Below are 25,232 nucleotides of genomic sequence, written 5' to 3'. Positions count from 1 at the left end.
TCCAAAAAGCTGGAAGGATTGTTATTTATCCTTCCAGCTTTATCTTAACCCATGATATGATAGCCGCCATCTACATAGATGACTTCCCCAGTTACACCGCGGGAAAGGTCACTCAAAACAGCAATGGTCATATCGGCGACTTCTTCTTGTGTCACATTGCGTTTCAACGGTGCAACTTCTTCGATTTTACCCAAAATGGTATTGAAAGAAGGGACGCCTTTTGCTGAAAGTGTACGCACTGCACCTGCTGAAATCGCGTTGACACGAATATTGTCTTTACCTAAATCCGATGCCAAATAACGAACGGAAGCTTCCAATGCCGCTTTTGCGACACCCATAACATTATAGCCTTCAAGGACACGCTCAGCGCCCAAATAGCTCATCGTGACAATTGTACCGCCTTCTGTCATTAATGGACGCGCTTCTTTTGCTGTCGCAATCAGTGAGTAAGCACTTGTGTCTTGTGCAAATGCATAACCGCTACGTGTTGTTTCAACAAAATCGTTTTTCAAATCGACTGCATGCGCAAAAGCGAGCGAGTGGACGACGCCGTGAATCGTTCCGACTTCCGCACCGATTTTGTTGAAAGCTTCGTGAATGCTTTCGTCCTCATTGACATCACATTGTACAATCAATCTTGCCTCGTAGCCGTTCGATTCCAAAACTTTTTCAAGTTTTGCCAAAGAACGCTCTTTGCGGTATGTGAAAATGACATTCGCGCCAACTTTGAAAAGGGCATTTGCCACACCCCAAGCGAGACTCCGTTCGTTTGCGACACCCATGACAACGATATTTTTGCCTTTCAGTTTCAGTAAATCTTCCATGATAGCCTCCAATGTATTTCATATTTTAAATAGTTACTATTAGTACCAGTTACTAATCCGATTATAACATAACGCTAACTATATGAACAAATCTTCAAGGAGAAATAGAGCCCTCTAAACTATCAACAAGTCTATTAAAAATTGAAAAAATAGTACTTGATTAATAATTATGTATGCGCTACCATATATCTAAGTATTCTGAACATACCGACCGGTTAGATAAGAAAAATGAAAGGCGGAGAGATTCCAATGGACTTTTCATATTCTCAAAAAACTATCGAACTCCAAAAGAAACTGACAGCTTTTATGAAGGAATTTGTCTACCCGAATGAAAAGAACTATGAAGAACAAGTAAATGCCGTGACAGATCGCTGGGCAAAGGTACCGGAAATCATTGAGCAGTTGAAAGAGAAAGCGCGTGAACAAGGGCTTTGGAATCTTTTCCTCCCGGAAAGCGAATATGGGGCCGGGCTCACTAACCAAGAATACGCCCCTCTTTGTGAAATCATGGGACGTTCCCCAATCGGTCCTGAAGTGTTCAACTGCAGTGCCCCTGACACGGGGAATATGGAGGTTCTTGTTCGTTATGGAACAGAATCTCAAAAGAAACAATGGCTTGAGCCGCTGTTAGATGGAAAAATCAGATCTTGTTTCGCGATGACAGAACCAGAGGTCGCTTCTAGTGACGCGACCAATATCCAATCAAGCATTATTCGAGATGGCGATGAATATGTATTAAATGGTCGCAAATGGTGGACATCTGGCGCGGGAGATCCACGCTGCAAAATTGCTATCTTCATGGGGAAAAATGATCCGGATGCTCCTCGCTATGAACAGCAGTCGATGATTTTAGTGCCACTCGATACGCCCGGTGTGAAGATCGAGCGAGTGCTTTCGGTTTTCGGTTATGATCACGCGCCGCATGGACATGCAGAAATCACATTCGATAACGTCCGAGTACCGGTGAAAAATATACTGTGGGGCGAAGGAAAAGGTTTTGCGATCGCGCAAGGTCGTCTTGGACCCGGGCGCATTCATCATTGTATGCGCCTCATCGGTGCGGCGGAACGTGCACTTGAACAAATGTGTGTCCGAGTACAAGAGAGAACGGCTTTTGGGAAATCGCTTGCAGAGCAGGGTGTTGTCAAAGAATGGATTGCGGAATCGCGTATTGATATTGAACAAGCCCGTCTGCTCACTTTGAAGGCTGCTTATATGATGGATACAGTGGGCAATAAAGAAGCGAAAACGGAAATTGCAATGATCAAAGTTGTTGCACCGAATATGGCATTGCGCGTTATTGACCGGTCCATTCAAGCGTTCGGAGGCGCTGGTGTCAGTGGTGATTTTACGCTTGCTGCACAATGGGCAAGCTCAAGAACATTACGCCTTGCCGATGGACCGGATGAGGTGCACCGCAATCAGATTGCAAGGCTCGAACTCGCAAAATATGCAGCTCAAGGAAAGGGGAAATGACCATGTCGGTATTGGATCTTTTCAAGCTGGAGGGAAAAACAGCTATTGTAACGGGTGGAGGAAGAGGGCTAGGTGCTCAAATAGCGCAAGGGTTTGCCGAAGCAGGCGCAAATGTCGTTATCTGTTCCCGCAAAGTGGAAGCGTGTATGGAAATGAGTGAGAAGCTGAAATCACTCGGTGTTGAATCCATGGCTTTAGCATGTGATGTCACGAAGCAAGACGATGTGAAAAATGTGATTGAAGAAACCGTAAAACGCTTTGGAACGATTGACATCCTTGTGAATAACAGCGGTGCAACATGGGGGGCACCGGTTGTGGAGATGCCATTCGAGGCATGGAAAAAGGTCATCGATGTCAATGTGACCGGAACGTTTCTGATGAGCCAGGCAGCGGGGAAAGTGATGATTGAACAAAGGGCAGGAAAAATCATCAATATTGCGTCGGTTGCGGGACTCGGCGGCACCGACCCGCGCTATATGGATACGATTGGTTATAACACAAGTAAAGGCGCGGTCATTACGTTTACAAAAGATCTTGCAGCGAAGTGGGGACAGCATAATATCAAGGTCAATGCCATTGCCCCAGGATTTTTCCCGACAAAAATGTCTAAAGTGCTCATTGAAGATGGGGGCGACAAAATTTTAGAAGGAACGCCACTCAAACGGTTCGGCTCAGACGAGGATCTCAAAGGAGCGGCGCTGTTCCTTGCATCAAAAGCATCCGATTATGTAACAGGGGATATTCTCCTTGTCGATGGCGGATCACACGCAATGTGAGAACGAAAGACCAGGGCGCCTGCATAGACGTGACAGGCACAAGGCGAGCCGGCGAAGAGGTGCTCTTTGCCGCACAGCAGGATTGACTTGTGACCCGAGCGTCTGGCGCCCGGAGCCTAGAAGGGAACTATTCCTGTTCTAGGGTATCCACAGTTAGAGATTTTATAGTTTCCGAGGCATAAAAAATGTACGAGCATGGAGGAGAAGCCGATTGAGAATTGAAAATGCTTGGCGTAGCCATTATCCCGCTTCTATTAAACCGGACATGGATTTTCCAATAAAGACGATGCCTGACATTCTAAAAGAAACGGTGGATACAATTCCGGATCAAGTTGCCATCAAGTTCTACGAGAAAGAGATCAGTTATCGAGAATTATGGTCACTAAGCGACAAGTTTACTTCGTCACTTCAACAATCGGGCGTGAAAAAAGGGGATCGTACAGCTATCATGCTGCCGAACTGCTCCCATTATATCATCGCTTATTACGGCATCTTAAAAGCGGGCTCAATCGTGACTCAGGTGAACCCGATGCTTCTTGAAAAAGAACTCCTTCATATTTTGAATGATTCTGGTGCGCAAACAATCATCGTCTACGAACCTCTTTATCCGAGTGTCAAAGCGATAGCGGGACAGACTGCATTAGAAACCATTATTGTTGTCAGTTTCGAATCGGACCAACGAATCCTATCAGAAGATCAAACTTTTGAAGATTTCATTGGGAAAGGAGGACAAGCACCGGAACCGGTATCCATTGATCCACTAGAGGATATTGCTGTTTTGCAATATACAGGGGGAACGACAGGCCGTTCAAAAGGAGCCATGCTCACACATCGTAATATCGCAGTGAATGCACAGCAATCCTATGCATTTTTTCAAAATGAATTGACTTTCGGGATGGAAAGTTGCCTGACTGTCATTCCCTTGTTCCATGTATTTGCAATGACTTCTTGCATGAATTTATCCATCCTGATTGGCGCTAATATCATCCTGCTTCCTAGATTCGACCTAGACGAAGTATTGAACACGATTAAAACAGAACAACCGACGAAATTCCCGGGCGTGCCGACGATGTATATCGCCCTTGTCAATCATCCGGAAGCTAAAAACTACGGGATCGATAGCATTCGGATTTGCATTAGCGGGAGTGCGCCAATGCCCATCGAAACGATGAAGGAATTCGAGCGGAAAACGGGTGCGAAAATTCTGGAAGGGTTTGGACTTTCTGAAGCTTCTCCAGTGACGCATGCCAATCCGGTATTTGCAGAGCGCAAAACGGGCAGTGTAGGCATCGGTTTGCCTTCAACAGAATATCAAGTGGTCGATCTGGCTACAGGGGAATCGGAAGTACCGACGGGTGAGCTTGGGGAGTTGATCATCCGAGGTCCACAAGTGATGAAAGGCTACTGGAATATGCAGGAGGAAACCGAACATGCACTGCGGAACGGTTGGTTGTATACGGGCGATATCGCAAAAGTGGATGAGGACGGTTATGTGTATATCGTCGATCGGAAAAAGGATATGATCATCGCCAGCGGTTATAACGTATATCCACGTGATATCGAGGAAGTGCTCTATGAACATCCTGCTGTCCAAGAAGCGGTTGTCATCGGAATCCCTGATGCGTACCGTGGAGAAACGATCAAAGCCATCGTCGTCAAAAAAGCAGACCATGCCGTGACAGAACAAGAAGTGATCGGGTGGATGAAAGAACGGATTGCCACTTACAAAGTACCGGCGATCGTGGAATTCAGGGAGGCATTGCCGAAAACGCAAGTCGGAAAAATTCTTCGCCGCGCACTTCGTGAGGAACAAGCGATCCGTCAATGAAAATAGAGTGAATCCTGAACAGAGAAGGAAAGGTATGAGGCATCATGAAGGAAGAACTGACAAAACATAGCGTAGTCTTATTTCAACAGAAAGGATTCAGTGAAACATCAATCCAGGATATCGTTGATTCAATAGGAGTAACAAAAGGTACATTCTATTACTATTTTACGAGTAAAGAAATGTTGCTGATGGAAATTCATGAACGCTATATCGATGATTTGTTGAACAGACAGAAAGCGATTCTCGAGCAAATAGAAAGTTACCGAGCTAAGATCGTAGGGATTGTGAAGCTCATTATTCATGATCTCCAAACGCAGGGCCCGAATGGCCGCATCTACTTTCGTGAAATGCGTAATTTAGCGCCTGAAAATGTTGAGAAGATCAAAAAGAAACGGGAAGCATTTCGCCTGAATGTTGAACAAGTACTCAGAGATGGGATTCAAGCGGGAGAATTTCGAGAAAATCTACAACCTAAAATGATCGCGTTTGCTATTTTAGGTGTCACAAACTGGAGCTATCAGTGGTTCAACCCTTCCGGGGATGTGTCTGTCCAAGAGTTGGCGGACATGTACGTGGACTTTATATTAAATGGAATCATTTCAGAAAGGGATTGAATGATGGGAATTGAAAAAATCGAACGGATCCTCGTCGTCGGAGCAGGGCAGATGGGTCATCAGATTGCAATGCTATGTGCCCTTGGTGGCTACACTACCACTTTGCAGGATGTTGATCAGGCAGCACTTCAGAAAGCGGAAACGAGTTTGCATAAACGGATGGACGAGTGGCGCATCAAAGAGAAATTGACGGTTGTAGAAATAGATGCGGCATTTGCACGTCTTACTTTTACAAGCAGTTTAGAGGCTGCGGCGAAAGATGCCGACTTAGTCATTGAAGCCATTATTGAGAAATTGGATGTGAAAAGGGAATTGTTCCGTGACCTGGATCGCTTAACGCCGGGACATGCGATTTTAGCATCCAACAGTTCAACCATTGTGAATTCGCTCCTCGCAGCAGTGACCAGTCGCCCAGAACAAGTGTGCAATATGCATTTCTTTTTCCCGCCGCTTGTCATGGACTGTGTCGAAATCGTCATGAGTGACAAGACGTCTGAGGCAACAGCCGCGACAGTAATGGCCGTCTGTGAGCAAATCAATCGGGAAGGAATGCTGCTACGTCAAGAAATCTCAGGATTTGTAGCTAATCGTATATTAGGGGCGATCAATCGAGAAGCGATCAACCTTTACGAGAAAGGAATCGCTGATTTTAAAACGATTGATCATATTGTAAAAAAATCACTAGGGCACCCGCTCGGCCCGTTTCAACTAATCGACTTATCGGGAGCTGATGTCGTCAACTTTGTCATGGAACAACAATATGCAGAAACAGGCAGAGAAGAAGATAAGCCAGCTGCATGTATCCGAGAGAAAGTGGATGCAGGGGAGCTCGGACGAAAAACCGGAAAAGGCTTCTATTCCTATGATAGTGAACAATTGATCAAACAATGACGTTGATCTACAAGAGGTGAATCTAATGGGAAAAACAATGCGGGATACGATCCCCGTTCGTTCAGGTGAGCAACTGGATAAGAAAAAGATTCATAACTTCTTACGGAATACGATTGTAAACTTGCCGGAAGGGGAATTGAATATCCGGCAATTCGGTGCAGGTCATTCTAATTTGACCTATGCGCTTGAAATAGGGGACTGGGAAGCAGTGCTCAGACGTCCGCCCCTCGGACCGGTTGCGCCAAAAGCACATGATATGGAACGGGAGTTCAATGTATTATCTATTGTCCATCCCGTATTTGAAACGGCACCGAAGCCGATTGCTTTTTCAGACGATCTGTCGATTATGGGCAGTCCATTTTTTCTAATGGAAAGGCGTCGTGGGATCGTACTCGATACGTCATTCCCTGAAGGTACGGAAGTGACGGAAGAACTGCGAAGGAATATTTCGGAACAGCTGGTCGACAAACTGGTTGAGCTACATTCGATCGATTATACGAAAACGGCGCTCGTCCAAATGGTCAAGCCGGAAGGTTTTTTGGAAAGGCAAGTACGGGGATGGATCGGACGCTATGAAAGGGCGAAAACCTCCGAAATAGCAGAGGTTTCACAGTTGACAGATTGGCTTCAGAACAATTTGCCTACGTCATCCTCACCCACCATCATCCATTACGATTATAAATTGAATAACGCCATGTTCTCATCCGATTACACCGCAATGACAGGGTTGTTTGATTGGGAAATGACGACCGTCGGCGACCCGCTGGCAGATGTAGGCGTAGCGCTAAGCTATTGGGTGCAGGCGGGAGATCCAGAAGCGTTAAGGAATTCAACGGGTAAACCATCTGTGACCGTTCAACCGGGATTTTTTACACGGGATGAATTTATCGCACGCTATGCAGAAAAAAGCGGACGTGACCTGACGCATATCCACTATTACTTGACATTTTCTTACTTTAAATTAGCGGTCATTTGCCAACAGATCTATTACCGTTATTCCATCGGCCAGACAAGAGATCCGCGTTTTGCGCGAATGGACAAATATGTGCATGCACTCGTCATGCAAGCGATGAAAGGAACGACATAATATTTATGGGGATGCATGAAGGAAATCGAAAAAAGATACATGTCGTTTTGTCAAAAGAGGAAATTGATCGACAGAAAATTGATACAAGGAAAGTGGCTGTTGTTTTTGATGTGCTACTTGCGACAACGACCGTCTCCGCTCTGCTTCAGTATGGGGCAAAAGGGATCATCCCTGTTATGGATGGGAAAGAAGCGTTGTCTATGTTGAAGACACTTGATGACGATCACGTAATCCTCGCTGGAGAAGTGAATGGACAGACCATCGAAGGGTTTGAGGATCCGATTGCAGCACGTCTGAAGGAGAGTATCGAAGGGAAAACCGTCATTCTTTCTACGACAAACGGCACTGTTGCGATTCGCAAAGTAGACTCCGCGAAAAAGGTGTACGCTGCTTCTTTGCTCAATGCGGCAGCCGTTAGCGAACGAATCATCGCTGATCATCAGGACGATACAATTCTTGTCGTTTGCGCGGGGTCGGGCGGTCAGTTTTCTATGGAAGACTTTTATGGCGCAGGTATGTTCATTAATGAATTACTGACAGAAGATGTTGCATGGACGTTGACGGATTCAGCGAAAGCTGCCCTTTTCTTTTATCAAGGTAACCAAGACCGGGCGGCAGAGATTTTAAAAGCATCCAGAACGGGTGCAATGATGGTGGAAGCCGATTTGTTGGAGGATGTCTTATTTGCGACTGAAAAAGGGACGGTTTCGGTCGTCCCGGAATTGGAAGACGGACAGCTCGTTGTGGCGACGAAGAAAATTTTACAGAGATAAGTGGAGTGAATCAAGCGAGGGGGAATTGGAATGGAAGCAGTGAATGCGATCGATACAATGAAAGCAATTCGTTTTAAGGAATTTGGAGGACCGGAAGTATTGAAGTTCATCGATATTGAAAAGCCTCAAATCGGGGATCGGGAAGTGCTCGTCAAAGTGAAGGCAATCGGTGTCAACTTTGCGGATACGGCCAGGCGACAGGGGAAATACGTTGTCCCGACGGAACTGCCATTCATACCCGGAGCTGAAGTTGCGGGTGAAATTGTACAGGTCGGAAAGGATGTCAAAAGGTTTAAACCGGGGATGCGCGTCGTGTCGCTGATCGAATCAGGCGCTTATGCGGAATTTGCAAAGGTTCATGAGCTAGCACTGACGGAAATTCCGGACGGCGTGGCGTTCACAGATGCTGTTGTCCTGCCGTTGCAAGGACAGACAGCATACCATATTTTGAAGACGATGGGCCGCCTAGAAAAAGGTGAAACGGTTCTCGTCCATGCAGCAGCAGGGGGTGTTGGCGCACTTTCTGTCCAACTTGCTAAATTATTTGGTGCAGGCAAAGTGATTGCAACGGCAAGTTCCGATGAGAAACTTGCACACGCAAAAAAATTAGGAGCCGATCATCTTGTGAATTACACGCAGCAAGGTTGGGAAGAAAAAGTACAAGAACTGACAGGTGGGAAAGGCGTCGACGTCGCACTCGAAATGGTGGGCGGTGAGATTTTCCAAAAAACATTGAAATGCCTTGCCCCATTTGGCCGCTTAGTCATCTTTGGCGGAGCAAGCGGTGAAGAGGCCAAACTCAATGCAGGTCAGCTGATGAGGCGCAACCATTCGGTCATTGGTTTCTTCTTGCCTCAAATTATCGCCAAACCGGAACTGTATCAAAGCAGCTTCGAAGAATTGCTGAACTACGTCGATCGGGGCGAGTTAAAATTGACAGTTGGCGGGATATACCAGTTGGCGGAAGCGGCAGAAGTTCATCGTTTACTGCAAGGTAGGAAAACCGTCGGCAAGCTGGTACTCGTCCCATAAGTTTCATACCTATAGACAACACAGATGGGGGATCGCCGAGGGATTTCCATCATAAGGAGGATTTGCGATGTACGAGACTGTCATCACTCCACGCGTTTCAGAGACAGACATGGTCGGTCATATTAATAACACTACACTCCCTGTCTGGTTTGAAGCGGCCCGGAATCCGATTTTTAGTTTGTTTACACCAGATCATGACGCTCAAAAATGGAAAATGGTCATTGTTAAAACAACCCTTGAATTTACAAAACAAATCTATTTTGGGACAGACGTCACCATTCGTATTTGGGTGAACCATATTGGGAATTCGAGTTTGGAATTAGTAGAAGAGCTCTATCAAAATGAAGAATTATGTGCAAAGAACAAAGTCGTTTACGTAAATTTTGATTTGGCGACCCAAAAATCAGAGAGGATTCCAGACGGCATTCGTAACGAATTACGTGCCCATTTGCATAATGAAAATAAGTAAGTTGCGACGTACCCCCTATCGTCCCGCATGTATTTTAGCCAAGCCATGGAAATTAGAGCGTTGTGAAAACCGTCAATACTGACCGGTCAGTATTGACGGTGCGTTTAGAGTCATGATCGATGGTAAGCCAACACGTACAAATCAATTTCTATAGGGAATGGGAGCGAATAATTTGAAAACACCTTTATTTGATTTGAGTGGTCGTACGGCATTAATTACAGGCGGCGGAAGAGGACTGGGAAAGGATATAGCGGAAATTTTCGCGGCATATGGTGCAAATATCGCCGTTTGTTCTCGCAGAATTGACAATTGCCAAGAAACGGTGGAAGCCCTTCAATCCAGCTATCCGATACAAGCCAAAGCGTATGCATGTGATATTAGTAGTGAGGAAAATGTCAACGACACAGTAGAAGCGGTACTATCCGATTTTGGCAGAGTGGACATCCTTGTTAATAATAGCGGTGCAACATGGGGAGAGAAAGCGGAAAAGATGCCTCTTGAAGCATGGCGAAAAGTGTTGGATGTCAATGTCACCGGAACATTTCTAATGTCAAAAGCAGTCGGTAATCAGATGATCCGCAACGGCTACGGCAAAATCATCAATATTGGCTCGGTTGCTGGACTAAAGGCGGAGCCTGCAAATGTGTTGAATGCAATCGGTTATAGCACGAGTAAAGCGGCTGTTCATCACTTTACGAAAGATTTGGCTCGTAAATGGGCCGAATATGGAGTAACAGTCAATGCCATCGCTCCTGGCTTTTTTGAGACTAAAATGACGAAGTATGTTCTCGAGCAGAGCGGAGATGCCATCAGGCAGAACAACCCAATGAAAAAGTTGGGGGATCCAAAATCACTTCAAGGGACGGCATTATTTTTAGCGAGTGATGCCAGTGATTTTATCACCGGACAAGTGATAGCTGTTGATGGAGGGAGTTCATTATGAATGAGCGAAGTGGAAGCAAGGATCGGCCTTGGATGCAGTTTGTAGCAAAGGGGAATCCGAAAGAAATCCAAATCCCCGAACTTTCTTTGCCTCAGTTGCTCGATGAATCGTTTGCTACTTATCCAGATCATATAGCGATGACGTTTTTAGGGAAGACATATACGTACACGGAATTGCAAGAACATATTCGGAAAGTCGCATGGGCGCTTGCGCGGAGAGGAGTAACGAAAGGGGAGAGGGTCGCACTCATGCTCCCGAACTGCCCACAATATCCGATCAGTTTTTACGGTGCATTGACATGCGGTGCGACGATTGTCCAGCTGAATCCGATGTACAAATCAGCAGAATTGCTTCATATTCTGAATGATTCGGGTGCAAAAACCATTATTCTAATGGACAGCTTGCTTCCCCTGCTAGAAAGTATACGAGACCAGACGGGGATCGAGCGGATTCTGCCTGTGTCAGTGGAAAGTGCGAAAATGCCGGATGAATGGTTGGATGAAACGAACGATCCATTCCCGGGAGTAAGATGTCAGCCTAAAGAAGATGTGGCCGTTTTGCAATATACGGGTGGTACGACTGGGATGCCGAAAGGGGCCATGTTAACGCATTTCAATCTTGTTGCGAATATATTGCAAAGTGTAGCAACTTCTTTTGTCCAAGTAAAAAAAGGGGAAGAGCGTGTGCTGACAGCCATACCGTTATTTCATGTATATGGCATGACGAGCGCGATGGCCGTCGCATTTTATAACGGAGGCAATGTTATCTTAATTCCCAAATTTGATGTGGAGCAACTGGTCACGACCATCGAGGAAATCAAACCGACATCGTTTCCCGGCGTACCTACCATGTTAATCTCTCTAGTCGATTACTATAAAAAGAGGAAATTTGATTTGAGCTGTATAGAAATATGTTCAAGCGGATCGGCTCCATTGCCATTTGAAGTGCTTGATCAATTTAATGAAATCAGCGGGACGACAGTTCTCGAAGGGTATGGGCTGTCAGAAGCTTCTCCCGTTACCCATCGGAATCCAATCGAAGGTGTGCAAAAAAAGGGCAGTATCGGCATTCCGATTCCAAATACGGATGCGAAAATCGTAGATGTTGCAACAGGCGAACAAGAACTGCCAGTTGGTAAGGTCGGTGAGTTGATCATTCAAGGGCCGCAAGTAATGAAAGGCTATTGGAATAGACCGGAAGAAACCAATCACACGATTCGGAACGGCTGGTTGTATACGGGTGACTTAGCAAAGATGGATGAAGATGGATTCTTTTACATTGTTGGACGGAAAAAAGAAATGATCATTGCGAGTGGTTATAACGTCTATCCGGTTGAAGTGGAGAATGTCATTTACCATCATCCCGCTGTTCTCGAAGCCGCTGTCATAGGCATTCCAGATGCATATCGAGGTGAAACGATCCGTGCTGTCGTCGTCTTGAAGGACGAACAGCATGTAAGGGAAGAAGAACTGATTCAATTTTGCCGATCCCGACTATCGGCATATAAAGTGCCGCAAGATATTTTATTTGTTGACGAGTTACCGAAAACGACCGTCGGCAAAATATTGAAAAGAACGTTACGGGAGCAATTCAGTCATAAAGAAAGTAAGCGTGCCTAAATGGAAATGGTGAAACGATTTACTACAAAAGAAGAACGGAGAGATGAGTATGCATTTACGTTTAACAGATGAACAAAAAATGGTACAGGAAACAATCCGGAAATTTGTAGAAACAGAGCTGATTCCACTTGAAAATGAAGTATTAAAAAATGAACGCGAAGGAAAACCAAGTATTGCACCGGAGAAACTTAAAGAGTTGCAATTGAAAGCCAAAGAATTCGGATTTTGGGGCATTAACACACCCGAAGAGTATGGAGGCGCGGATCTTGGTCAGATGATGATGGCGATTGTGTTGATGGAAGTAGCTAAAACATTCGTACCATTCACTTTTGGTGGTTCAGCGGACAATATCCTCTATTACGGAAATGAAGAGCAGAAGAAGAAGTACTTGCTCCCAACCATTAACGGTGAGAAAAAATCTTGTTTTGCTATGACAGAACCGAATGCTGGATCGGATACGCGAAACATCAAAATGACCGCTGTCAAAGATGGGAATGAATGGGTGTTAAACGGTGAGAAAACGTTCATTACCGGTGGAAACGAAGCGGACTTCACAATGGTCATCGCGATTACGGACAAGGAATTGCATCAGAAAACTGGAAGGGAAGGCGTAACATGCTTCATCGTGGATCGTGCCATGGGATGGAAATCCGAATTTATTGACACGATGGGGGAATGGGGACCGGCAGGGTTGGTGTTCGATAATGTCCGTGTGCCCGAAGAAAATATTTTGGGTGAATTGCATCGTGGTTATAATCTTGGACTGGAATGGATCGGTTTTGCGAGATGGGTAGTGGGAGCGCGTGCGGTTGGCATGGCCGAACGATTGTTGCAGATGGCCATCGATTATTCGAAAGAGCGCGAAACATTCGGGAAGCCGATTGCGGATCGACAGGCAATCCAATGGCCAATTGCGGATTCTGCTGTGGAAATTGAAGCGGCGAGATGGCTTGTTCTCAACGCAGCATTTACGCTCGATCAAGGCGAAGACAATCGTCATTTGGCTGCGGTGGCAAAATTGTATGGCGCCAATATGGGCAATCGTGTTGTAGATCGCGTGCTGCAAATTCATGGCGGGATGGGCTATACGCGTGAGTTGCCGATTGAAAGGTGGTACCGCGAAGCGAGACTATGGAGAATTTATGATGGAACGGATGAAATCCAGCGCATGATCATTTCAAGAAATTTACTGAAGGGCCATGTCAAAGTCGGGCAATTCGTCTGAAAAAGGAGAGGGGAATTTTTATGGGTAATCGATTTGAAGGCAAGACAGCTTTCGTCACAGGAGGAAGCCGCGGAATCGGTCAGGCAATCGTGGAGCAGTTTGCAAAAGAAGGAGCAAACGTGGCTGTCATCGATGTTAATGAAGAAGCACTAGGCAAGGCGGCTACAGAGTGGAAGGATGCGGGTTTTTCCGTCTATACAAAAATTGCGAGTGTGACAGATCGGGAACAAATTGAGCAAGCGATGAAAGAAGTCTATGAAACATTCGGTTCAATTGACATTTTAGTAAACAATGCGGGTGTCATCCGGGACAACCTCGTCTTTAAAATGACGGATGACGATTGGTTGACCGTGATGAATGTCCATCTTACAGGCGCATTTTACGCATCGCGGGCCGCGCAGACTTATATGACGCAACAGAAATATGGAAGAATCATCAATTTATCGTCCACATCTGCTTTAGGGAATCGGGGACAGTCGAATTATGCAACTGCGAAGGCCGGATTACAAGGATTGACGAAAACGTTAGCCATCGAACTTGGGAAATTCGGTGTGACGGTGAATGCGGTTGCTCCCGGTTTCATAGAAACGGATATGACAAAAACGACTGCCGAAAGACTCGGTATCTCATTTGAGGATTTAGTAGAGGCCAGCGTGAGCAAAATTCCGGTGGGGCGAAGTGGAAAACCTGATGACATCGCGAATGCAGTGTTGTTCTTTGCTGACGAACAATCCTCGTTCGTCAGCGGGCAAGTGCTCTACGTTGCAGGAGGACCGAAAAATTAACAAGAAAAGCGCCCGGAGACTCGACAAAAGAAAAGCGGAAGCGCCTGTACAGGGTCGACAGGCATAAGACGGATTGGTGTAGAGGCGTACTTTGCCTCGTAGCCAATATGGCTTATGACCCGAGCCCCTAGGCGCTGGAGACTAGACAAAAGAAAAACGGAGGAGATATACATGTTCCAAGAAACAATCGGAAAAAAATCAACCCCTGTTAAAAATATTGTGGAAAGAGGGGCGGTAAGGAAGTTTGCGGAAGCGATCGGCGATCTTGCTCCGATATATGTTGACGAAGAGACCGGAAAAAATTCGAGGTATAAACGCAATATAGCCCCGCCTACATTTCCAGTGACGTTGGATTATGGCGTTATTCCAGAAATGCAATTACCGCCAAAAGGACTTATCCATGGGGAACAAACCTATCACTACAAACGCCCGCTTTTTGTCGGTGAAGAGGTTTATTGCCATACAGAAGTACAAAATTACTATGAAAAAAATGGAAGCAATGGTTATATGGGTTTTTTAGTCATTAACCGTTATGGCGTGGATACAAACGACGAACTTATATTTGAGGAAAAACGCGTCATTATCATTAATGAAGCCGTCAGAAAGGGGATGCTCGTATGAGTCACATTGCGGAACTGCAAAAAGGGGATTCCTTGACCAACGTCCAACTTGATCCCGTGAGCAGAATCGATCTGATCAAATATGCAGGCGCTTCCGGCGATTTCAATCCTATTCATACGATAGACAAGGAGGCTGAAAATGCAGGATTGCCGGGAATCATTGCACATGGCATGTGGACAATGGGCAATTTAGCGAAGTTGTTTACGCCGTATATAGAAGAAGGATTCATCCAGGAGTATACAATCCGTTTTAGAGGAATGGTGTTTATCGATGATGTGATTACGTTAAAGGCGACCTTGCTCAATAATGATTCAAGTGTGATGGAGTTCAACGTCGCAGCAGTCAATCAGCATCAAAAAGAAGTGGTGAAAGGCGTTGTGAAGTTTCAACGTTACGATTCAATGGAATAATCTGTTCAAATTGATGAGGGAGAGATGAGAATGAAAAGAGATGCTGTAATTGTTTCAGCGGTACGTACTGCGATCGGGAGACAGGGTGGAGCTTTGGCGTCAGTCCCTGCCCATGTCTTTGGAGCGGAAGTCATTAAAGAGGCATTGCACCGTGCAAATGTATCAGCTGATCAGATTGATGATGTCATTTTAGGAAATGTGCTAAGCGGTGGTGGTAATATTGCAAGATTGACAGCTTTGCAGACGGGGTTGTCCACTGAAATTCCGGGGCTGACTGTCGATCGGCAATGCGGATCCGGTATCAATGCCATCAATCTGGCCACGCAAGCGATTTGGGCGGGAGATGGAGAAATTTTCGTAGCAGGCGGCGTGGAGAGTATGAGCCGTGCGCCATATTTGATGGATCGACCGGAGAAGGCATATAGTCCAATGCCACCAAATTTTCGAAAGTCACAATTGGCGCCGAAAGAAATCGGCGATCCGCCAATGGGTATTACGGCAGAAAATCTAGCCTCAAAATATGCCATCAGTCGCCAGGAACAAGATGATTTTGCTTTTGAAAGTCAGCAAAGAATGGCCAGAGCGATGGAGGAAGGTCGGTTTGAGGAGCAAATCGTGCCGATTCACATTCCTGTCAGAAAAGGTGAGCCCATCGAATTCAAAGTGGATGAACACCCGCGTCCGCAAACGACGAAGGAAGCTTTGTCTAAATTGCAGCCCGTCTTCTTGGAAGGTGGCACGGTAACTGCGGGAAGCAGTTCAGGCTTAAATGATGCGGCTTCAGCTGTTGTCATCATGTCTAGAGAAAAGGCCGAGGAATTGGGTGTGACACCGTTAGCGGTCATCCGTGCCCAGGCAATTGCGGGCGTAGACCCGAACATCATGGGCATCGGACCTGTACCCGCTACGAAAAAAGTATTGGAGAAATCGGGGCTTTCCCTCACAGATATGGATGTCATCGAATTAAACGAAGCGTTTGCGGCACAAGTTATTGCATGTGATCGGGAACTTGAAATGGATCGGGAAAAATTGAATGTCAATGGTGGCGCAATTGCCCATGGCCATCCATTAGGGGCAACAGGGGCCATACTTGTCACAAAGGCAGTCTATGAATTGCAACGCATAGGCGGAAAATATGGACTGATCACTGCTTGTATCGGTGGCGGGCAAGGCATCGCAACAATCATTGAACGCGAGGGGTGACCAATCACCCCTCCTTGGATTGAATACGGAAATACGAGAGGAGAGAATATCGGATGAAAAGAATCCCGGAGATAAATGTCTATGTAAGATATTGTGAAACAGATGCGGGAGGTCATGTGAATAATGCCAGCTATTTTCTCTATTTCGAAGAAGCGCGAACAAAATTTTTTGCAACACTTGGTTTCGGTCCAACGGAAAGGGAACATCTCCATTTCATAGTCGCCCGAACGGAATGTGATTTTATCGCCCAAGCGTATGCAGGTCAGATACTTACGGTGAAAACCATGGTGTCAAAAATCGGGACGAAAAGCTATACAGTGGTGCATGAAATTACAGATATGGAGACAGGCGTGAGCATTGCAAAGGGCAGTGCAGTGATCGTGTGCTTTAACTATCAAGAGCAGCAATCCGTGCCGATTCCAGCTTCATTACATGCGATGTTAGAAGAATATATGCAATCGGTTTCTGTGCAGAAAGGGTAGGAAATAGACGAGAATCCTCTCATTTCCAACACGGTTTGATAGAGTTTACATGTAAGCAATTAGGACGAGGGAGGGGTAGCATGGAGTTATTTTTCCAACAGCTTTTCAATGGACTCACTCTTGGTAGCGTTTACATTTTAGTGGGCATCGGCCTTACACTTGTTTTTGGGATTTTGCATGTGCCCAATTTTGCACACGGTTCATTGTACTTGATTGGCGGTTATATCACGCTAATGGTCATGAAAGGGTTGGGCGTCCATTATTTTGTTGCCGTCATCTTGTCTATTCTTGCCATTGCATTGCTTGCTGTATTGATGGAACGATTCGTATTCAATCCGCTGAGAGATGCCCCACCCATACACGACAAAATAGCTGCCATCGGTTTGGTACTATTTTTCGAGGCACTTATTTCGTTGATTTGGGGAACAGAGTACCATCGGATGACTACTCCATTCGATTCGACAATTACCGTGGCTGGCGTCGCGATGACGACTCAAAGGATGTTGGTCATCGTGGTTGCTGTCGTAGTTGTTGTTTTGCTTCAGTTATTTTTGAAGAAAACGATGATTGGTGCGTCGATTCTTGCCATGGCGCAAAATCGGGACGGGGCATTCTTAGTCGGCATTAATGCAAATGTCGTCGCCATGATGACTTTTGCCATTTCCGGTGCATTGGCCGCCATTGCTGCGTCCATTGCCTCACCTATCAATTTGGTCTTTCCTGCGATGGGCCATCTCGTTATTTTAAAAGCATTTGTCGTCGTCATCATTGGAGGAATGGGAAGCGTCCCGGGTGCCATCATCGGTGGGATGATTCTCGGGATTTCAGAAAGCTTAGGTGCAACGTATATTTCGAACGACTATAAAGATATGATCGCTTTTCTTCTATTAATCATCATTATGACGGCGCGTCCTAAAGGGTTGTTTGCGAAGGGGGTCTACTAATGAGGCATGTACTGACGAGGCGAAATGGAATGATTGCGTTACTCGTTTTGTCGCTCGTATTCCCTTTTGCTTTTTCGGAAAATCGGTATGTCTTATATATCATGACCGTCGGTTTCATCTATGTCATTGCCATTAATGGTATGAATATCTTAGCGGGTTTTACTGGACAGCTATCGCTGGCACATGCGGGTTTCTTTGCAATTGGTGCCTATTCAGTCGGCATCTTAACGACCAAGATGGAACTCAATTTCTGGCTTGCCTTATTGTTGGCGATCATCATTACCATCGTCCTCGGTTTTGCATTGGGGATCATCGCACTACGGACGAAGGAGCATTTTTTTGCGATCTATACGTTAATTGTTGGTTATTTGATCTATCTATTAATCGATAAGTGGGATGGTTTGACCGGCGGGATACGGGGATTGATCGGAATTCCGGTACCTGATCCGATTGGACCGATTGAATTTAATTCACCGATTACAATGTATTACTTAGTGCTGTTTTTTCTTCTTGTGTCCACCGTTGTCACAGTAAGGATTGTCCATTCCTTGACGGGGAGAACCTACATGGCGATTCGCAACAGCGAGGAATTAGCTCAAACATTGGGCATCAATACTAGAACGAATAAGCTTGTTTCATTTGTCATTTCAGTCGCCTTTGCTGGGCTTGCGGGCGGATTATATGCTTCACTTGTCCGTTTTATCGGTCCGGAAATCGCAGGGACTTCTATGGTGTTCACGTTCCTCATGTACCTAATTGTAGGGGGAATCGGTACCCTTTCTGGTCCGATCATCGGAACCATGCTGTTTGTCTGGTTGGAGCAATTTCTACAAAACTTCCAAGAATATCGCATGCTGATTTTTGGTCCGATTTTAGTGTTGATTGTCATTTTTTATCCAACAGGATTAGCCGGTGCGTATAATTCGATCCGTGGCAGACTTCGTAGCAGAAGAAAAAAGGACCGGAGAGCATTAAACACTGCCTCGTTAGAATCAGCGAAAATTCATAGCCGGGAGGTGCAATGATGACTCTCATCAAATTGGAAGGTTTGACGAAGCGATTCGGGGGATTGACCGCTGTCAGCGATGTGGATTTTGAAATTGAAAAAGGAAAAATCACAGCTATTATCGGCCCAAACGGTGCAGGAAAGTCGACTTTTTTTAACCTCATTAGTGGCTTTCATCGTCCGACATCGGGATCGATTATGTTTGAAGGGAAAGACATTACAAAAACGCCTGCTCATATTGGCGCAAGACTCGGGATTGCCCGTACATTTCAAACTACGCATCTTTTTGAACGATCATCCGTTATCGATAATGTCATTGTCGGTCATCGATTGCGGACGAAATCGAAGCTCTATGATGCCATATTCCGTACCCGCAGAGAAAAACGTGAAGAACAAATGGCATATGAGAAGGCGATGACTGCGCTTGAATTTGTCGGTCTGGCGGATTTGGCCACAATGCAAGTGGCGACGATTTCACAAGAGGCAAAAAAACGTGTGGCCATTGCACTGGCACTAGCCACCGATCCAAAAGTGATTTTGTTAGATGAACCCGCTGCGGGCATCAATCCTGAAGAAACAGACGGATTAGCGGAGTTGATGAAGAAAATCGTTCAAAATGGCATAACGGTTTGTACAATTGAGCATAAGATGCAGATGATCATGGAGTTGGCTGATCAGATTTTAGTTTTAAATCATGGTGCGAAAATTGCTGAGGGAACACCGGAGGAAATCAAAACGAACCCGACTGTCATCGAAGCCTATTTAGGAGGTGAATCTGTTGCTGAAGTTATCTGATGTTTCGGTCAAATTTGGTGCGTTTACAGCATTACAGAATATTGACATCGAAGTAAGTGAAGGGGAGCTTGTCGTCTTGCTCGGTGCAAATGGCGCTGGAAAAAGTACCATTTTTAATACGATTAGTGGCTTGAATAAACCTAGTTCAGGAAATATCCAATTCAATGGAAAAAGTGTGAGGGGCAATTCACCGGATCGCATGGTGAAAGAAGGGATTGTCCAGTGTGCGGAAGGGAAAAAGCTTTTCGCCGAGATGTCTGTTCAGGAGAATCTAATGATGGGCGGTTTTGTCCATCGCAAACAGAAAGCCCAACTGAAACAATCATTAGCGGAAGTCTATGCATTATTTCCGATCTTGAAGGATAAAAAAGACGATGCTGCAGGTTCTATGAGTGGCGGGCAACAACAGATGCTGGCAATCGGCAGGGCGTTAATGGCCAAGCCGAAGTTGATCATGATGGACGAACCTTCTATCGGCTTGGCTCCTTTGATCGTTGAGCAAATGTTTTCCATTATCCAGGAAATCAACAAAAGCGGCACGACAGTGTTACTAGCTGAACAAAATGCCAATGCAGCGCTGAAAATCGCAGACCGCGGATACGTCATTGAAAATGGGGCAATCGTTCTCCACGGCAATAGCAAAGCATTATTTCATAATGATGCGATACGGAAAGCTTATATAGGAGCCTAACAATCTGAACGTACTACAAGATAGAGAAAATTAGGAAAGCGGACGAAGAGGGGGAAAAGCATGATGGCCGTAAAGAAAAGTTTCTTTATTTGTTTCTTATTTCTGTTTGTTTTTGTTCTTGTTGCATGTTCAGAGAATGGAAGTGCATCGGAAGGCTCCAAAGCGAATGATGATGTGAATACTTCTGATGGCGCGAAGGAGTTGACAATCGGATACAGTGGGCCATTGAGCGGACCAGCCGCATTTTACGGGACAGAAACATTGAACGGTCTTACGTTGGCAGTAGAAGATATCAATGATAGCGGTGGTTTTGAAGTCGATGGTCAAACTTATAAAATTAAACTAGCTTCACTGGATGATAAGTATTTACCGAACGAAACAGCAGCGAATGCCAAAAGGCTTGTTCAGGAAAATAAGGCGAAGTTCATCTACAGTCCCCATAGTGGGGGAATCTATGCGATGCAAGTATTCAATGAAATGGAAGACTTTATCATTATGGGATATACGAGTGAACCGGGTGTTACGGAACATGGCAATACATTGAATGTACGTATTCCACCACGTTACGATAGTTATTTAGAACCGTTTACAAAATATGAGATGGAGCGATTCGGAAAACGCATAGCATTTCTACCAACCGCCAGCCAATATGGAAAGGATTGGGCGGATGCGTTACGGCCTGTCTGGAAAGAACATGGCGGTGAAATCGTTTTTGACGAATCCATCGATTTTAATAAAGACACGGATTTCCAAACCATTATGTCCAATGCGTTAAATGCCAAGCCGGATGTCTTGTTCATTGGCGGACCTTCCGAACCGACAGCGCTAGTACTTAAACAAGCACTTGATCTTGGTTTTGAAGGTGGATTTTTAGTGATGGACCAAGCGAAACCTGATCAGATGGCAAACGTCATTGGTGGAGGATACGACTTGCTTGAAGGAATGGTAGGGGTTGTTCCTCTTATCGAATCCGATTTCCCTGGAACGGCAAGCTTTATTGAAGCTTATCAAAAGAAGTACGACAAAATCCCGGGCTCAGAAGCCGGTTTCCATTATGTATCGCTGTATGTATTAACAGAGGCGATGAAAGCCGCTGGTACAGTAGAGGATACGAAAGCGATCATGGCGGCATTGGATGAAGGCGCTAAAAACGTTCCTGAAGAAAAGCAAGTGTATGTCATTCCGAGTGTCGATAAGGAAGGCGGTTTTGAACCTGCACTGCGAATGGCCTATATCGAAGATGGAAAAATACACGTCTTAGAAGGTGAGTAACTAGCATTTGATGAAACAGAGAAGAACATACAAATTGTATGTTCTTCTCTGTTTTCAAAAGTTCAGGAGAAAGAATCAACCATAAATGGATGGTGATAAGGATGAATAAAGTAATCCAAAAAAGTTGGCCCACGGATGTCAGGAAACAGCTAACCTACCGTCTAGGAGAAATCCCCTTGCATGAATATGTGAAAAAAAACGCGAAGTATCAGCCAGATCGAACAGCTTTACAATTCTACGGCAAAGCGATTACTTGGCATGCATTAGATGATGCGATTGATCGTTTATCGCAGTTTTTTATCGAGAAAGGGATACAGAAAGGCGATCGGATTGGCCTGTATATGCAAAATTGTCCTCAGTATATAATAGGCCATTTTGCGGTACAACGAATAGGTGGCGTTGTAGTACCGTTAAACCCGATGTATAAGGAAACGGAATTGATTTATTTAGTGAACGAAGCGGCAATGAGAATCATCATTGCAGGTCAAGAATTATACAGCAGGATTCAGAATATTGCCCAGGAAATTAAATCACTCGAATTTACAATTACGACAAATTATGCAGACTTTCTACCTGAAGAGCTGGCCATCCCGTTTCCTGAAGAGCTTATGTTGCCAAAGCAAAGTTCTGACTATGCGTTTGATTTACTATCTATTATAGACGAAACGGATCCCTTACAAGACTATCCTGTGCTAGATATCTGGGAAGATGTCGCGTTATTGGTGTTCACTTCCGGGACAACCGGAAGACCAAAAGGAGCCATGTTGACACATGGGAACGCGTTGTTTAAAACTGCTGCCGCTGTTAGTTCTAATCAGATACGGTCCAATGACGTATTGCTTGCAGTAGCGCCATTATGTCATATTGCCGGGATGCTCATGGGGGTCAATATTCTTGTATATAGTGGATGTGAAACGGTCTTGTTAACTAAGTTCGAGCCGCAGACGGCGATTACTGCAATCGAAAAGTATCAAGTGACCACTTGGTATAGCATTGCCGTTATGAATACAGCGATTTTGAACATGCCAGGGATTGAAGAAAGAAATTTGACTTCGTTACGACTAAACATGGCGACCAGCTTTGGCCTACCGGTCACAGAACCATTGGCACTTAGATGGAGGGACGTTACAGATGGTTGCTTAATGTTCGAAGCAGCGTACGGGTTAAGTGAAACACATACGGGCGACACCTTCATGCCCCAAGAGAATGTAAAATACGGGACTTGTGGTATCCCTACTTACGAAACGGAAATCAAAATAATTGAGTCCTCCACTGGCGAAGAAGTACCCATTGGCACGCAAGGAGAAATCATCGTAAAAAATCCGGGGGTTTTCAAAGGGTACTTAAATCGTCCCGAAGCAACTGCAGAAACGTTAAGGGATGGTTGGGTTTACACAGGCGATATCGGGAAGTTGGATGAGGATGGCTACCTCTATTACCTAGGGCGAGTTAAAGAACTGATCAAGTGTTCAGGATATAGTGTGTTTCCTGAAGATGTTGAAGCTTTACTAGGAAAGCATCCGGCTGTTCTACAGAGCGTTGCGGTAGGAATTCCCGATAAAAAACGTGGAGAGAGTGTGAAAGCGTTTGTTGTTTTAAAGCCTGCTTACAAGGGGACGATTCAAGTATCAGAGATCATCACATGGGCAAAAGAAAATATGGCAGCTTATAAATATCCGCGTGAAATCGAATTTATCGAATCGCTCCCTACGACAAGTTCTGGGAAAGTATTGAGGAGATTATTGAAAAAGGAGCGTGAAGCGGATGATTGAACAGGCAGTAGGGACTGTGCACACAGCAGTGGATGATTTACAACAACGAAAACAACAAGCACGGTTAAATGGTGGGGAAGCCAAACTTAACCAACAACGGGACACGGGACATTATACGGCAAGGGAACGAATCGACTATCTGGTTGATGAAGGTACTTTTATGGAGCTCGGATTGTTAAATCATTCAGATGTTGTCGGAACGGAGAAAAAGAGTTTTGGAGATGGTTTAATCGCAGGAATTGGCAAAGTGAACGGTCGTCTTGCAGTTATTCAAGCAGGGGATAAATCTGTATTTGCCGGCACGGAAGGGACTGTCCATCTTAGAAAGTCCAAAGCGCTGATGGCCTACGCACTGAAGCGCGGTCTCCCAATGTTCAACTTGAACGAAGGTGGAGGACTTAGAATGCCAGACGGGATGGGGTCCGATGGGATTAGTACGAAGTTATTCCCGGAAGAACTGTTGACACTCGGGCGAGAGGTCCCCTTTATGACTAGTATTCTAGGGGACAGCTTCGGAGGCCCGACATGGATGGCGGCATCTTCGGACTTTGTGACTCAATTGAAAGGAACATGCATGGCGGTCGCTGGACCTCGGATGTTAGAGATGGCAACAGGCCAGAAAGTGTCCAAGGAAGAGCTAGGAGGATGGCAGGTCCATGGCCGTCACACAGGACAAGTGGATACTTTTGGAGAAACGGTAGAACAATGCATCGACCAATTGAAAGCGTTTTTTCGTTATATGCCGTCCAATGCTTCGGAAGAGCCACCCGCAAAAGAAACAGATGACGACCCTTCTCGCCCGGTAGACGCTGTATTAACGATATTGCCGACGAAGCCAAATCAGATCTATGATATGAAAGCGATTGTAAAAGAATTGGTAGATGACGGCGAGTACTTCGAATATAAATCAACTTATGGTCAAGCTTTACTAACTATTTTGACGCATTTGAATGGAAAGGTAGTCGGCGTTATTGCAAATCAACCGAATAAATATGCGGGCGCTGCAGGTCCGGAGGAATGTGAAAAGGCCACCGATTTTATTTGTCTATGTGATTCTTTTCATATACCATTGATTTTCCTACATGATACACCAGGCTTCCGGATCAGTACCCAAGCCGAAAAAGAAAAAATGCCAACCAAAATAATGGTGTGGAACCAAGCATTAGCCCAATCAACCGTTCCGAAGATTTCCGTTATTATACGAAAAAGTATAGGCGCTGCTTATGGGAATATGTGTGGACCGACTATGGGGGCTGATTTTGTAGTTGCATGGCCGACTGCTGAGATCAATTTTACCGGGCCGGAAGTTGGCGTGAATGTTGTATATGGACGTCAATTGGAACATGCAGAAAACCCAAAATTGGAAAGAAAGAAATTAGTTGAGAAATGGGCATTTGACAGTTCTCCCTATAAAGCAGCTGCAGGGCATTATATTGATGATGTAATCGATCCTCGCGATACCCGGAAATTCTTATGTCAAGCATTGGAATATGCTTGTCATAAAAATGGAAGCAAGAGTGAACGTCGACTGGCGAATTGGCCAACCGGTTTTTAATAGGATATGACTTTATCGAAGGTGCGGTTCTTTTCTTGAAGAAGGGAACCGTGTCTTTTTTTATGGAAACCGATTGCCTTTGATATGCGATGGATGTGGATGGAATAGAAAACGGACACCCCAGTGAATCAGTCTGCTG

The 25,232-nt window shown here is 45.3% G+C and carries 25 protein-coding genes; 24 read left to right on the top strand and 1 reads right to left on the bottom strand.

Features of this window, described 5'->3' with window-relative positions:
• Positions 1 to 44: 44 nt before the first annotated feature.
• Complete coding sequence (locus tag ACFPRA_RS13170; RefSeq protein ID WP_381435367.1) at positions 45 to 824, bottom strand: enoyl-ACP reductase FabI; 780 nt, start codon at positions 822 to 824, stop codon at positions 45 to 47.
• 249 nt (positions 825 to 1,073) lie between these two features.
• Between ACFPRA_RS13170 and ACFPRA_RS13165 the strand changes: the two genes are divergently transcribed.
• The 24 genes from ACFPRA_RS13165 to ACFPRA_RS13050 all read left to right on the top strand — a co-directional run bounded on the left by ACFPRA_RS13165 (position 1,074) and on the right by ACFPRA_RS13050 (position 25,093).
• On the top strand, positions 1,074 to 2,300 hold the full coding sequence (locus tag ACFPRA_RS13165) for an acyl-CoA dehydrogenase (protein WP_381435365.1): 1,227 nt from the start codon (positions 1,074 to 1,076) through the stop codon (positions 2,298 to 2,300).
• A gap of 2 nt (positions 2,301 to 2,302) precedes the next feature.
• On the top strand, positions 2,303 to 3,076 hold the full coding sequence (locus ACFPRA_RS13160; protein WP_381435362.1) for an SDR family oxidoreductase: 774 nt from the start codon (positions 2,303 to 2,305) through the stop codon (positions 3,074 to 3,076).
• Positions 3,077 to 3,341: 265 nt separating this feature from the next.
• Positions 3,342 to 4,904 (top strand): long-chain-fatty-acid--CoA ligase, encoded by a 1,563-nt coding sequence (locus tag ACFPRA_RS13155; protein ID WP_381435651.1) that lies wholly within the window; start codon positions 3,342 to 3,344, stop codon positions 4,902 to 4,904.
• Between the two features lie 44 nt (positions 4,905 to 4,948).
• Complete coding sequence (locus ACFPRA_RS13150; protein WP_381435360.1) at positions 4,949 to 5,518, top strand: TetR/AcrR family transcriptional regulator; 570 nt, start codon at positions 4,949 to 4,951, stop codon at positions 5,516 to 5,518.
• 3 nt (positions 5,519 to 5,521) lie between these two features.
• Positions 5,522 to 6,409 (top strand): 3-hydroxyacyl-CoA dehydrogenase family protein, encoded by an 888-nt coding sequence (locus ACFPRA_RS13145; protein WP_381435357.1) that lies wholly within the window; start codon positions 5,522 to 5,524, stop codon positions 6,407 to 6,409.
• 25 nt (positions 6,410 to 6,434) lie between these two features.
• Entirely contained in the window at positions 6,435 to 7,496 is a 1,062-nt protein-coding gene (locus ACFPRA_RS13140; protein ID WP_381435355.1) for a phosphotransferase family protein, read from the top strand.
• Between the two features lie 5 nt (positions 7,497 to 7,501).
• Positions 7,502 to 8,269 carry a 2-phosphosulfolactate phosphatase gene (locus tag ACFPRA_RS13135; RefSeq protein WP_381435352.1) on the top strand — a complete coding sequence of 256 codons (768 nt, stop codon included), beginning with the start codon at positions 7,502 to 7,504 and terminating at the stop codon, positions 8,267 to 8,269.
• A gap of 57 nt (positions 8,270 to 8,326) precedes the next feature.
• Entirely contained in the window at positions 8,327 to 9,301 is a 975-nt protein-coding gene (locus tag ACFPRA_RS13130; RefSeq protein ID WP_381435648.1) for a quinone oxidoreductase family protein, read from the top strand.
• 67 nt (positions 9,302 to 9,368) lie between these two features.
• Complete coding sequence (locus ACFPRA_RS13125; RefSeq protein ID WP_381435350.1) at positions 9,369 to 9,770, top strand: acyl-CoA thioesterase; 402 nt, start codon at positions 9,369 to 9,371, stop codon at positions 9,768 to 9,770.
• Between the two features lie 172 nt (positions 9,771 to 9,942).
• On the top strand, positions 9,943 to 10,713 hold the full coding sequence (locus tag ACFPRA_RS13120) for an SDR family oxidoreductase (RefSeq protein WP_381435347.1): 771 nt from the start codon (positions 9,943 to 9,945) through the stop codon (positions 10,711 to 10,713).
• Positions 10,710 to 12,332: a long-chain-fatty-acid--CoA ligase gene (locus tag ACFPRA_RS13115; RefSeq protein ID WP_381435345.1), complete on the top strand. Its 1,623-nt coding sequence runs from the start codon at positions 10,710 to 10,712 to the stop codon at positions 12,330 to 12,332. The genes ACFPRA_RS13120 and ACFPRA_RS13115 overlap by 4 nt, the downstream gene beginning before the upstream one ends.
• A gap of 49 nt (positions 12,333 to 12,381) precedes the next feature.
• The gene (locus ACFPRA_RS13110) at positions 12,382 to 13,557 is read left to right on the top strand and encodes an acyl-CoA dehydrogenase family protein (protein ID WP_381435342.1); all 1,176 of its coding nucleotides are present in this window, start codon (positions 12,382 to 12,384) and stop codon (positions 13,555 to 13,557) included.
• A gap of 20 nt (positions 13,558 to 13,577) precedes the next feature.
• Positions 13,578 to 14,342 (top strand): 3-oxoacyl-ACP reductase FabG, encoded by a 765-nt coding sequence (fabG, locus tag ACFPRA_RS13105; RefSeq protein ID WP_381435339.1) that lies wholly within the window; start codon positions 13,578 to 13,580, stop codon positions 14,340 to 14,342.
• 171 nt (positions 14,343 to 14,513) lie between these two features.
• Positions 14,514 to 14,963 carry a MaoC family dehydratase N-terminal domain-containing protein gene (locus ACFPRA_RS13100; RefSeq protein WP_381435336.1) on the top strand — a complete coding sequence of 150 codons (450 nt, stop codon included), beginning with the start codon at positions 14,514 to 14,516 and terminating at the stop codon, positions 14,961 to 14,963.
• Positions 14,960 to 15,373 carry a MaoC/PaaZ C-terminal domain-containing protein gene (locus ACFPRA_RS13095; RefSeq protein WP_381435334.1) on the top strand — a complete coding sequence of 138 codons (414 nt, stop codon included), beginning with the start codon at positions 14,960 to 14,962 and terminating at the stop codon, positions 15,371 to 15,373. The genes ACFPRA_RS13100 and ACFPRA_RS13095 overlap by 4 nt, the downstream gene beginning before the upstream one ends.
• A gap of 30 nt (positions 15,374 to 15,403) precedes the next feature.
• Positions 15,404 to 16,576: a thiolase family protein gene (locus ACFPRA_RS13090; RefSeq protein WP_381435331.1), complete on the top strand. Its 1,173-nt coding sequence runs from the start codon at positions 15,404 to 15,406 to the stop codon at positions 16,574 to 16,576.
• Positions 16,577 to 16,629: 53 nt separating this feature from the next.
• Positions 16,630 to 17,058, top strand: a complete 429-nt coding sequence (locus ACFPRA_RS13085) for an acyl-CoA thioesterase (protein ID WP_381435329.1) — start codon at positions 16,630 to 16,632, stop codon at positions 17,056 to 17,058.
• 80 nt (positions 17,059 to 17,138) lie between these two features.
• Entirely contained in the window at positions 17,139 to 18,002 is an 864-nt protein-coding gene (locus ACFPRA_RS13080; protein WP_381435326.1) for a branched-chain amino acid ABC transporter permease, read from the top strand.
• Positions 18,002 to 19,027: a branched-chain amino acid ABC transporter permease gene (locus ACFPRA_RS13075; RefSeq protein ID WP_381435323.1), complete on the top strand. Its 1,026-nt coding sequence runs from the start codon at positions 18,002 to 18,004 to the stop codon at positions 19,025 to 19,027. Before ACFPRA_RS13080 ends, ACFPRA_RS13075 begins: the two co-directional genes overlap by 1 nt.
• Positions 19,027 to 19,803, top strand: coding sequence for an ABC transporter ATP-binding protein (locus ACFPRA_RS13070; protein WP_381435320.1), 777 nt, complete (start codon positions 19,027 to 19,029; stop codon positions 19,801 to 19,803). The genes ACFPRA_RS13075 and ACFPRA_RS13070 overlap by 1 nt, the downstream gene beginning before the upstream one ends.
• On the top strand, positions 19,787 to 20,494 hold the full coding sequence (locus ACFPRA_RS13065) for an ABC transporter ATP-binding protein (protein WP_381435316.1): 708 nt from the start codon (positions 19,787 to 19,789) through the stop codon (positions 20,492 to 20,494). Before ACFPRA_RS13070 ends, ACFPRA_RS13065 begins: the two co-directional genes overlap by 17 nt.
• 60 nt (positions 20,495 to 20,554) lie before the next feature.
• Complete coding sequence (locus tag ACFPRA_RS13060) at positions 20,555 to 21,766, top strand: ABC transporter substrate-binding protein (RefSeq protein WP_381435313.1); 1,212 nt, start codon at positions 20,555 to 20,557, stop codon at positions 21,764 to 21,766.
• A 101-nt stretch (positions 21,767 to 21,867) separates the two neighbouring features.
• The gene (locus ACFPRA_RS13055) at positions 21,868 to 23,538 is read left to right on the top strand and encodes an AMP-binding protein (protein WP_381435310.1); all 1,671 of its coding nucleotides are present in this window, start codon (positions 21,868 to 21,870) and stop codon (positions 23,536 to 23,538) included.
• A complete protein-coding gene (locus ACFPRA_RS13050) occupies positions 23,531 to 25,093 on the top strand; it encodes an acyl-CoA carboxylase subunit beta (protein ID WP_381435307.1) in 1,563 nt (520 codons plus the stop codon). Before ACFPRA_RS13055 ends, ACFPRA_RS13050 begins: the two co-directional genes overlap by 8 nt.
• Positions 25,094 to 25,232: the final 139 nt, after the last annotated feature.

Origin of the sequence: Sporosarcina soli (genome assembly GCF_042655805.1) — a bacterium.
Classification (GTDB): domain Bacteria; phylum Bacillota; class Bacilli; order Bacillales_A; family Planococcaceae; genus Sporosarcina; species Sporosarcina soli.
This window is presented reverse-complemented; position numbering and strand designations above follow the sequence as displayed.

Coding starts and splice junctions, on each gene's coding strand:
- ACFPRA_RS13170 (WP_381435367.1), bottom strand. CDS start 824: ATGGAAGATTTACTGAAACTGAAAGGCAAAAATATCGTTGTCATGGGT.
- ACFPRA_RS13165 (WP_381435365.1), top strand. CDS start 1,074: ATGGACTTTTCATATTCTCAAAAAACTATCGAACTCCAAAAGAAACTG.
- ACFPRA_RS13160 (WP_381435362.1), top strand. CDS start 2,303: ATGTCGGTATTGGATCTTTTCAAGCTGGAGGGAAAAACAGCTATTGTA.
- ACFPRA_RS13155 (WP_381435651.1), top strand. CDS start 3,342: ATGGATTTTCCAATAAAGACGATGCCTGACATTCTAAAAGAAACGGTG.
- ACFPRA_RS13150 (WP_381435360.1), top strand. CDS start 4,949: ATGAAGGAAGAACTGACAAAACATAGCGTAGTCTTATTTCAACAGAAA.
- ACFPRA_RS13145 (WP_381435357.1), top strand. CDS start 5,522: ATGGGAATTGAAAAAATCGAACGGATCCTCGTCGTCGGAGCAGGGCAG.
- ACFPRA_RS13140 (WP_381435355.1), top strand. CDS start 6,435: ATGGGAAAAACAATGCGGGATACGATCCCCGTTCGTTCAGGTGAGCAA.
- ACFPRA_RS13135 (WP_381435352.1), top strand. CDS start 7,502: ATGGGGATGCATGAAGGAAATCGAAAAAAGATACATGTCGTTTTGTCA.
- ACFPRA_RS13130 (WP_381435648.1), top strand. CDS start 8,327: ATGAAAGCAATTCGTTTTAAGGAATTTGGAGGACCGGAAGTATTGAAG.
- ACFPRA_RS13125 (WP_381435350.1), top strand. CDS start 9,369: ATGTACGAGACTGTCATCACTCCACGCGTTTCAGAGACAGACATGGTC.
- ACFPRA_RS13115 (WP_381435345.1), top strand. CDS start 10,710: ATGAATGAGCGAAGTGGAAGCAAGGATCGGCCTTGGATGCAGTTTGTA.
- ACFPRA_RS13110 (WP_381435342.1), top strand. CDS start 12,382: ATGCATTTACGTTTAACAGATGAACAAAAAATGGTACAGGAAACAATC.
- fabG (WP_381435339.1), top strand. CDS start 13,578: ATGGGTAATCGATTTGAAGGCAAGACAGCTTTCGTCACAGGAGGAAGC.
- ACFPRA_RS13100 (WP_381435336.1), top strand. CDS start 14,514: ATGTTCCAAGAAACAATCGGAAAAAAATCAACCCCTGTTAAAAATATT.
- ACFPRA_RS13095 (WP_381435334.1), top strand. CDS start 14,960: ATGAGTCACATTGCGGAACTGCAAAAAGGGGATTCCTTGACCAACGTC.
- ACFPRA_RS13090 (WP_381435331.1), top strand. CDS start 15,404: ATGAAAAGAGATGCTGTAATTGTTTCAGCGGTACGTACTGCGATCGGG.
- ACFPRA_RS13085 (WP_381435329.1), top strand. CDS start 16,630: ATGAAAAGAATCCCGGAGATAAATGTCTATGTAAGATATTGTGAAACA.
- ACFPRA_RS13080 (WP_381435326.1), top strand. CDS start 17,139: ATGGAGTTATTTTTCCAACAGCTTTTCAATGGACTCACTCTTGGTAGC.
- ACFPRA_RS13075 (WP_381435323.1), top strand. CDS start 18,002: ATGAGGCATGTACTGACGAGGCGAAATGGAATGATTGCGTTACTCGTT.
- ACFPRA_RS13070 (WP_381435320.1), top strand. CDS start 19,027: ATGACTCTCATCAAATTGGAAGGTTTGACGAAGCGATTCGGGGGATTG.
- ACFPRA_RS13060 (WP_381435313.1), top strand. CDS start 20,555: ATGATGGCCGTAAAGAAAAGTTTCTTTATTTGTTTCTTATTTCTGTTT.
- ACFPRA_RS13055 (WP_381435310.1), top strand. CDS start 21,868: ATGAATAAAGTAATCCAAAAAAGTTGGCCCACGGATGTCAGGAAACAG.
- ACFPRA_RS13050 (WP_381435307.1), top strand. CDS start 23,531: ATGATTGAACAGGCAGTAGGGACTGTGCACACAGCAGTGGATGATTTA.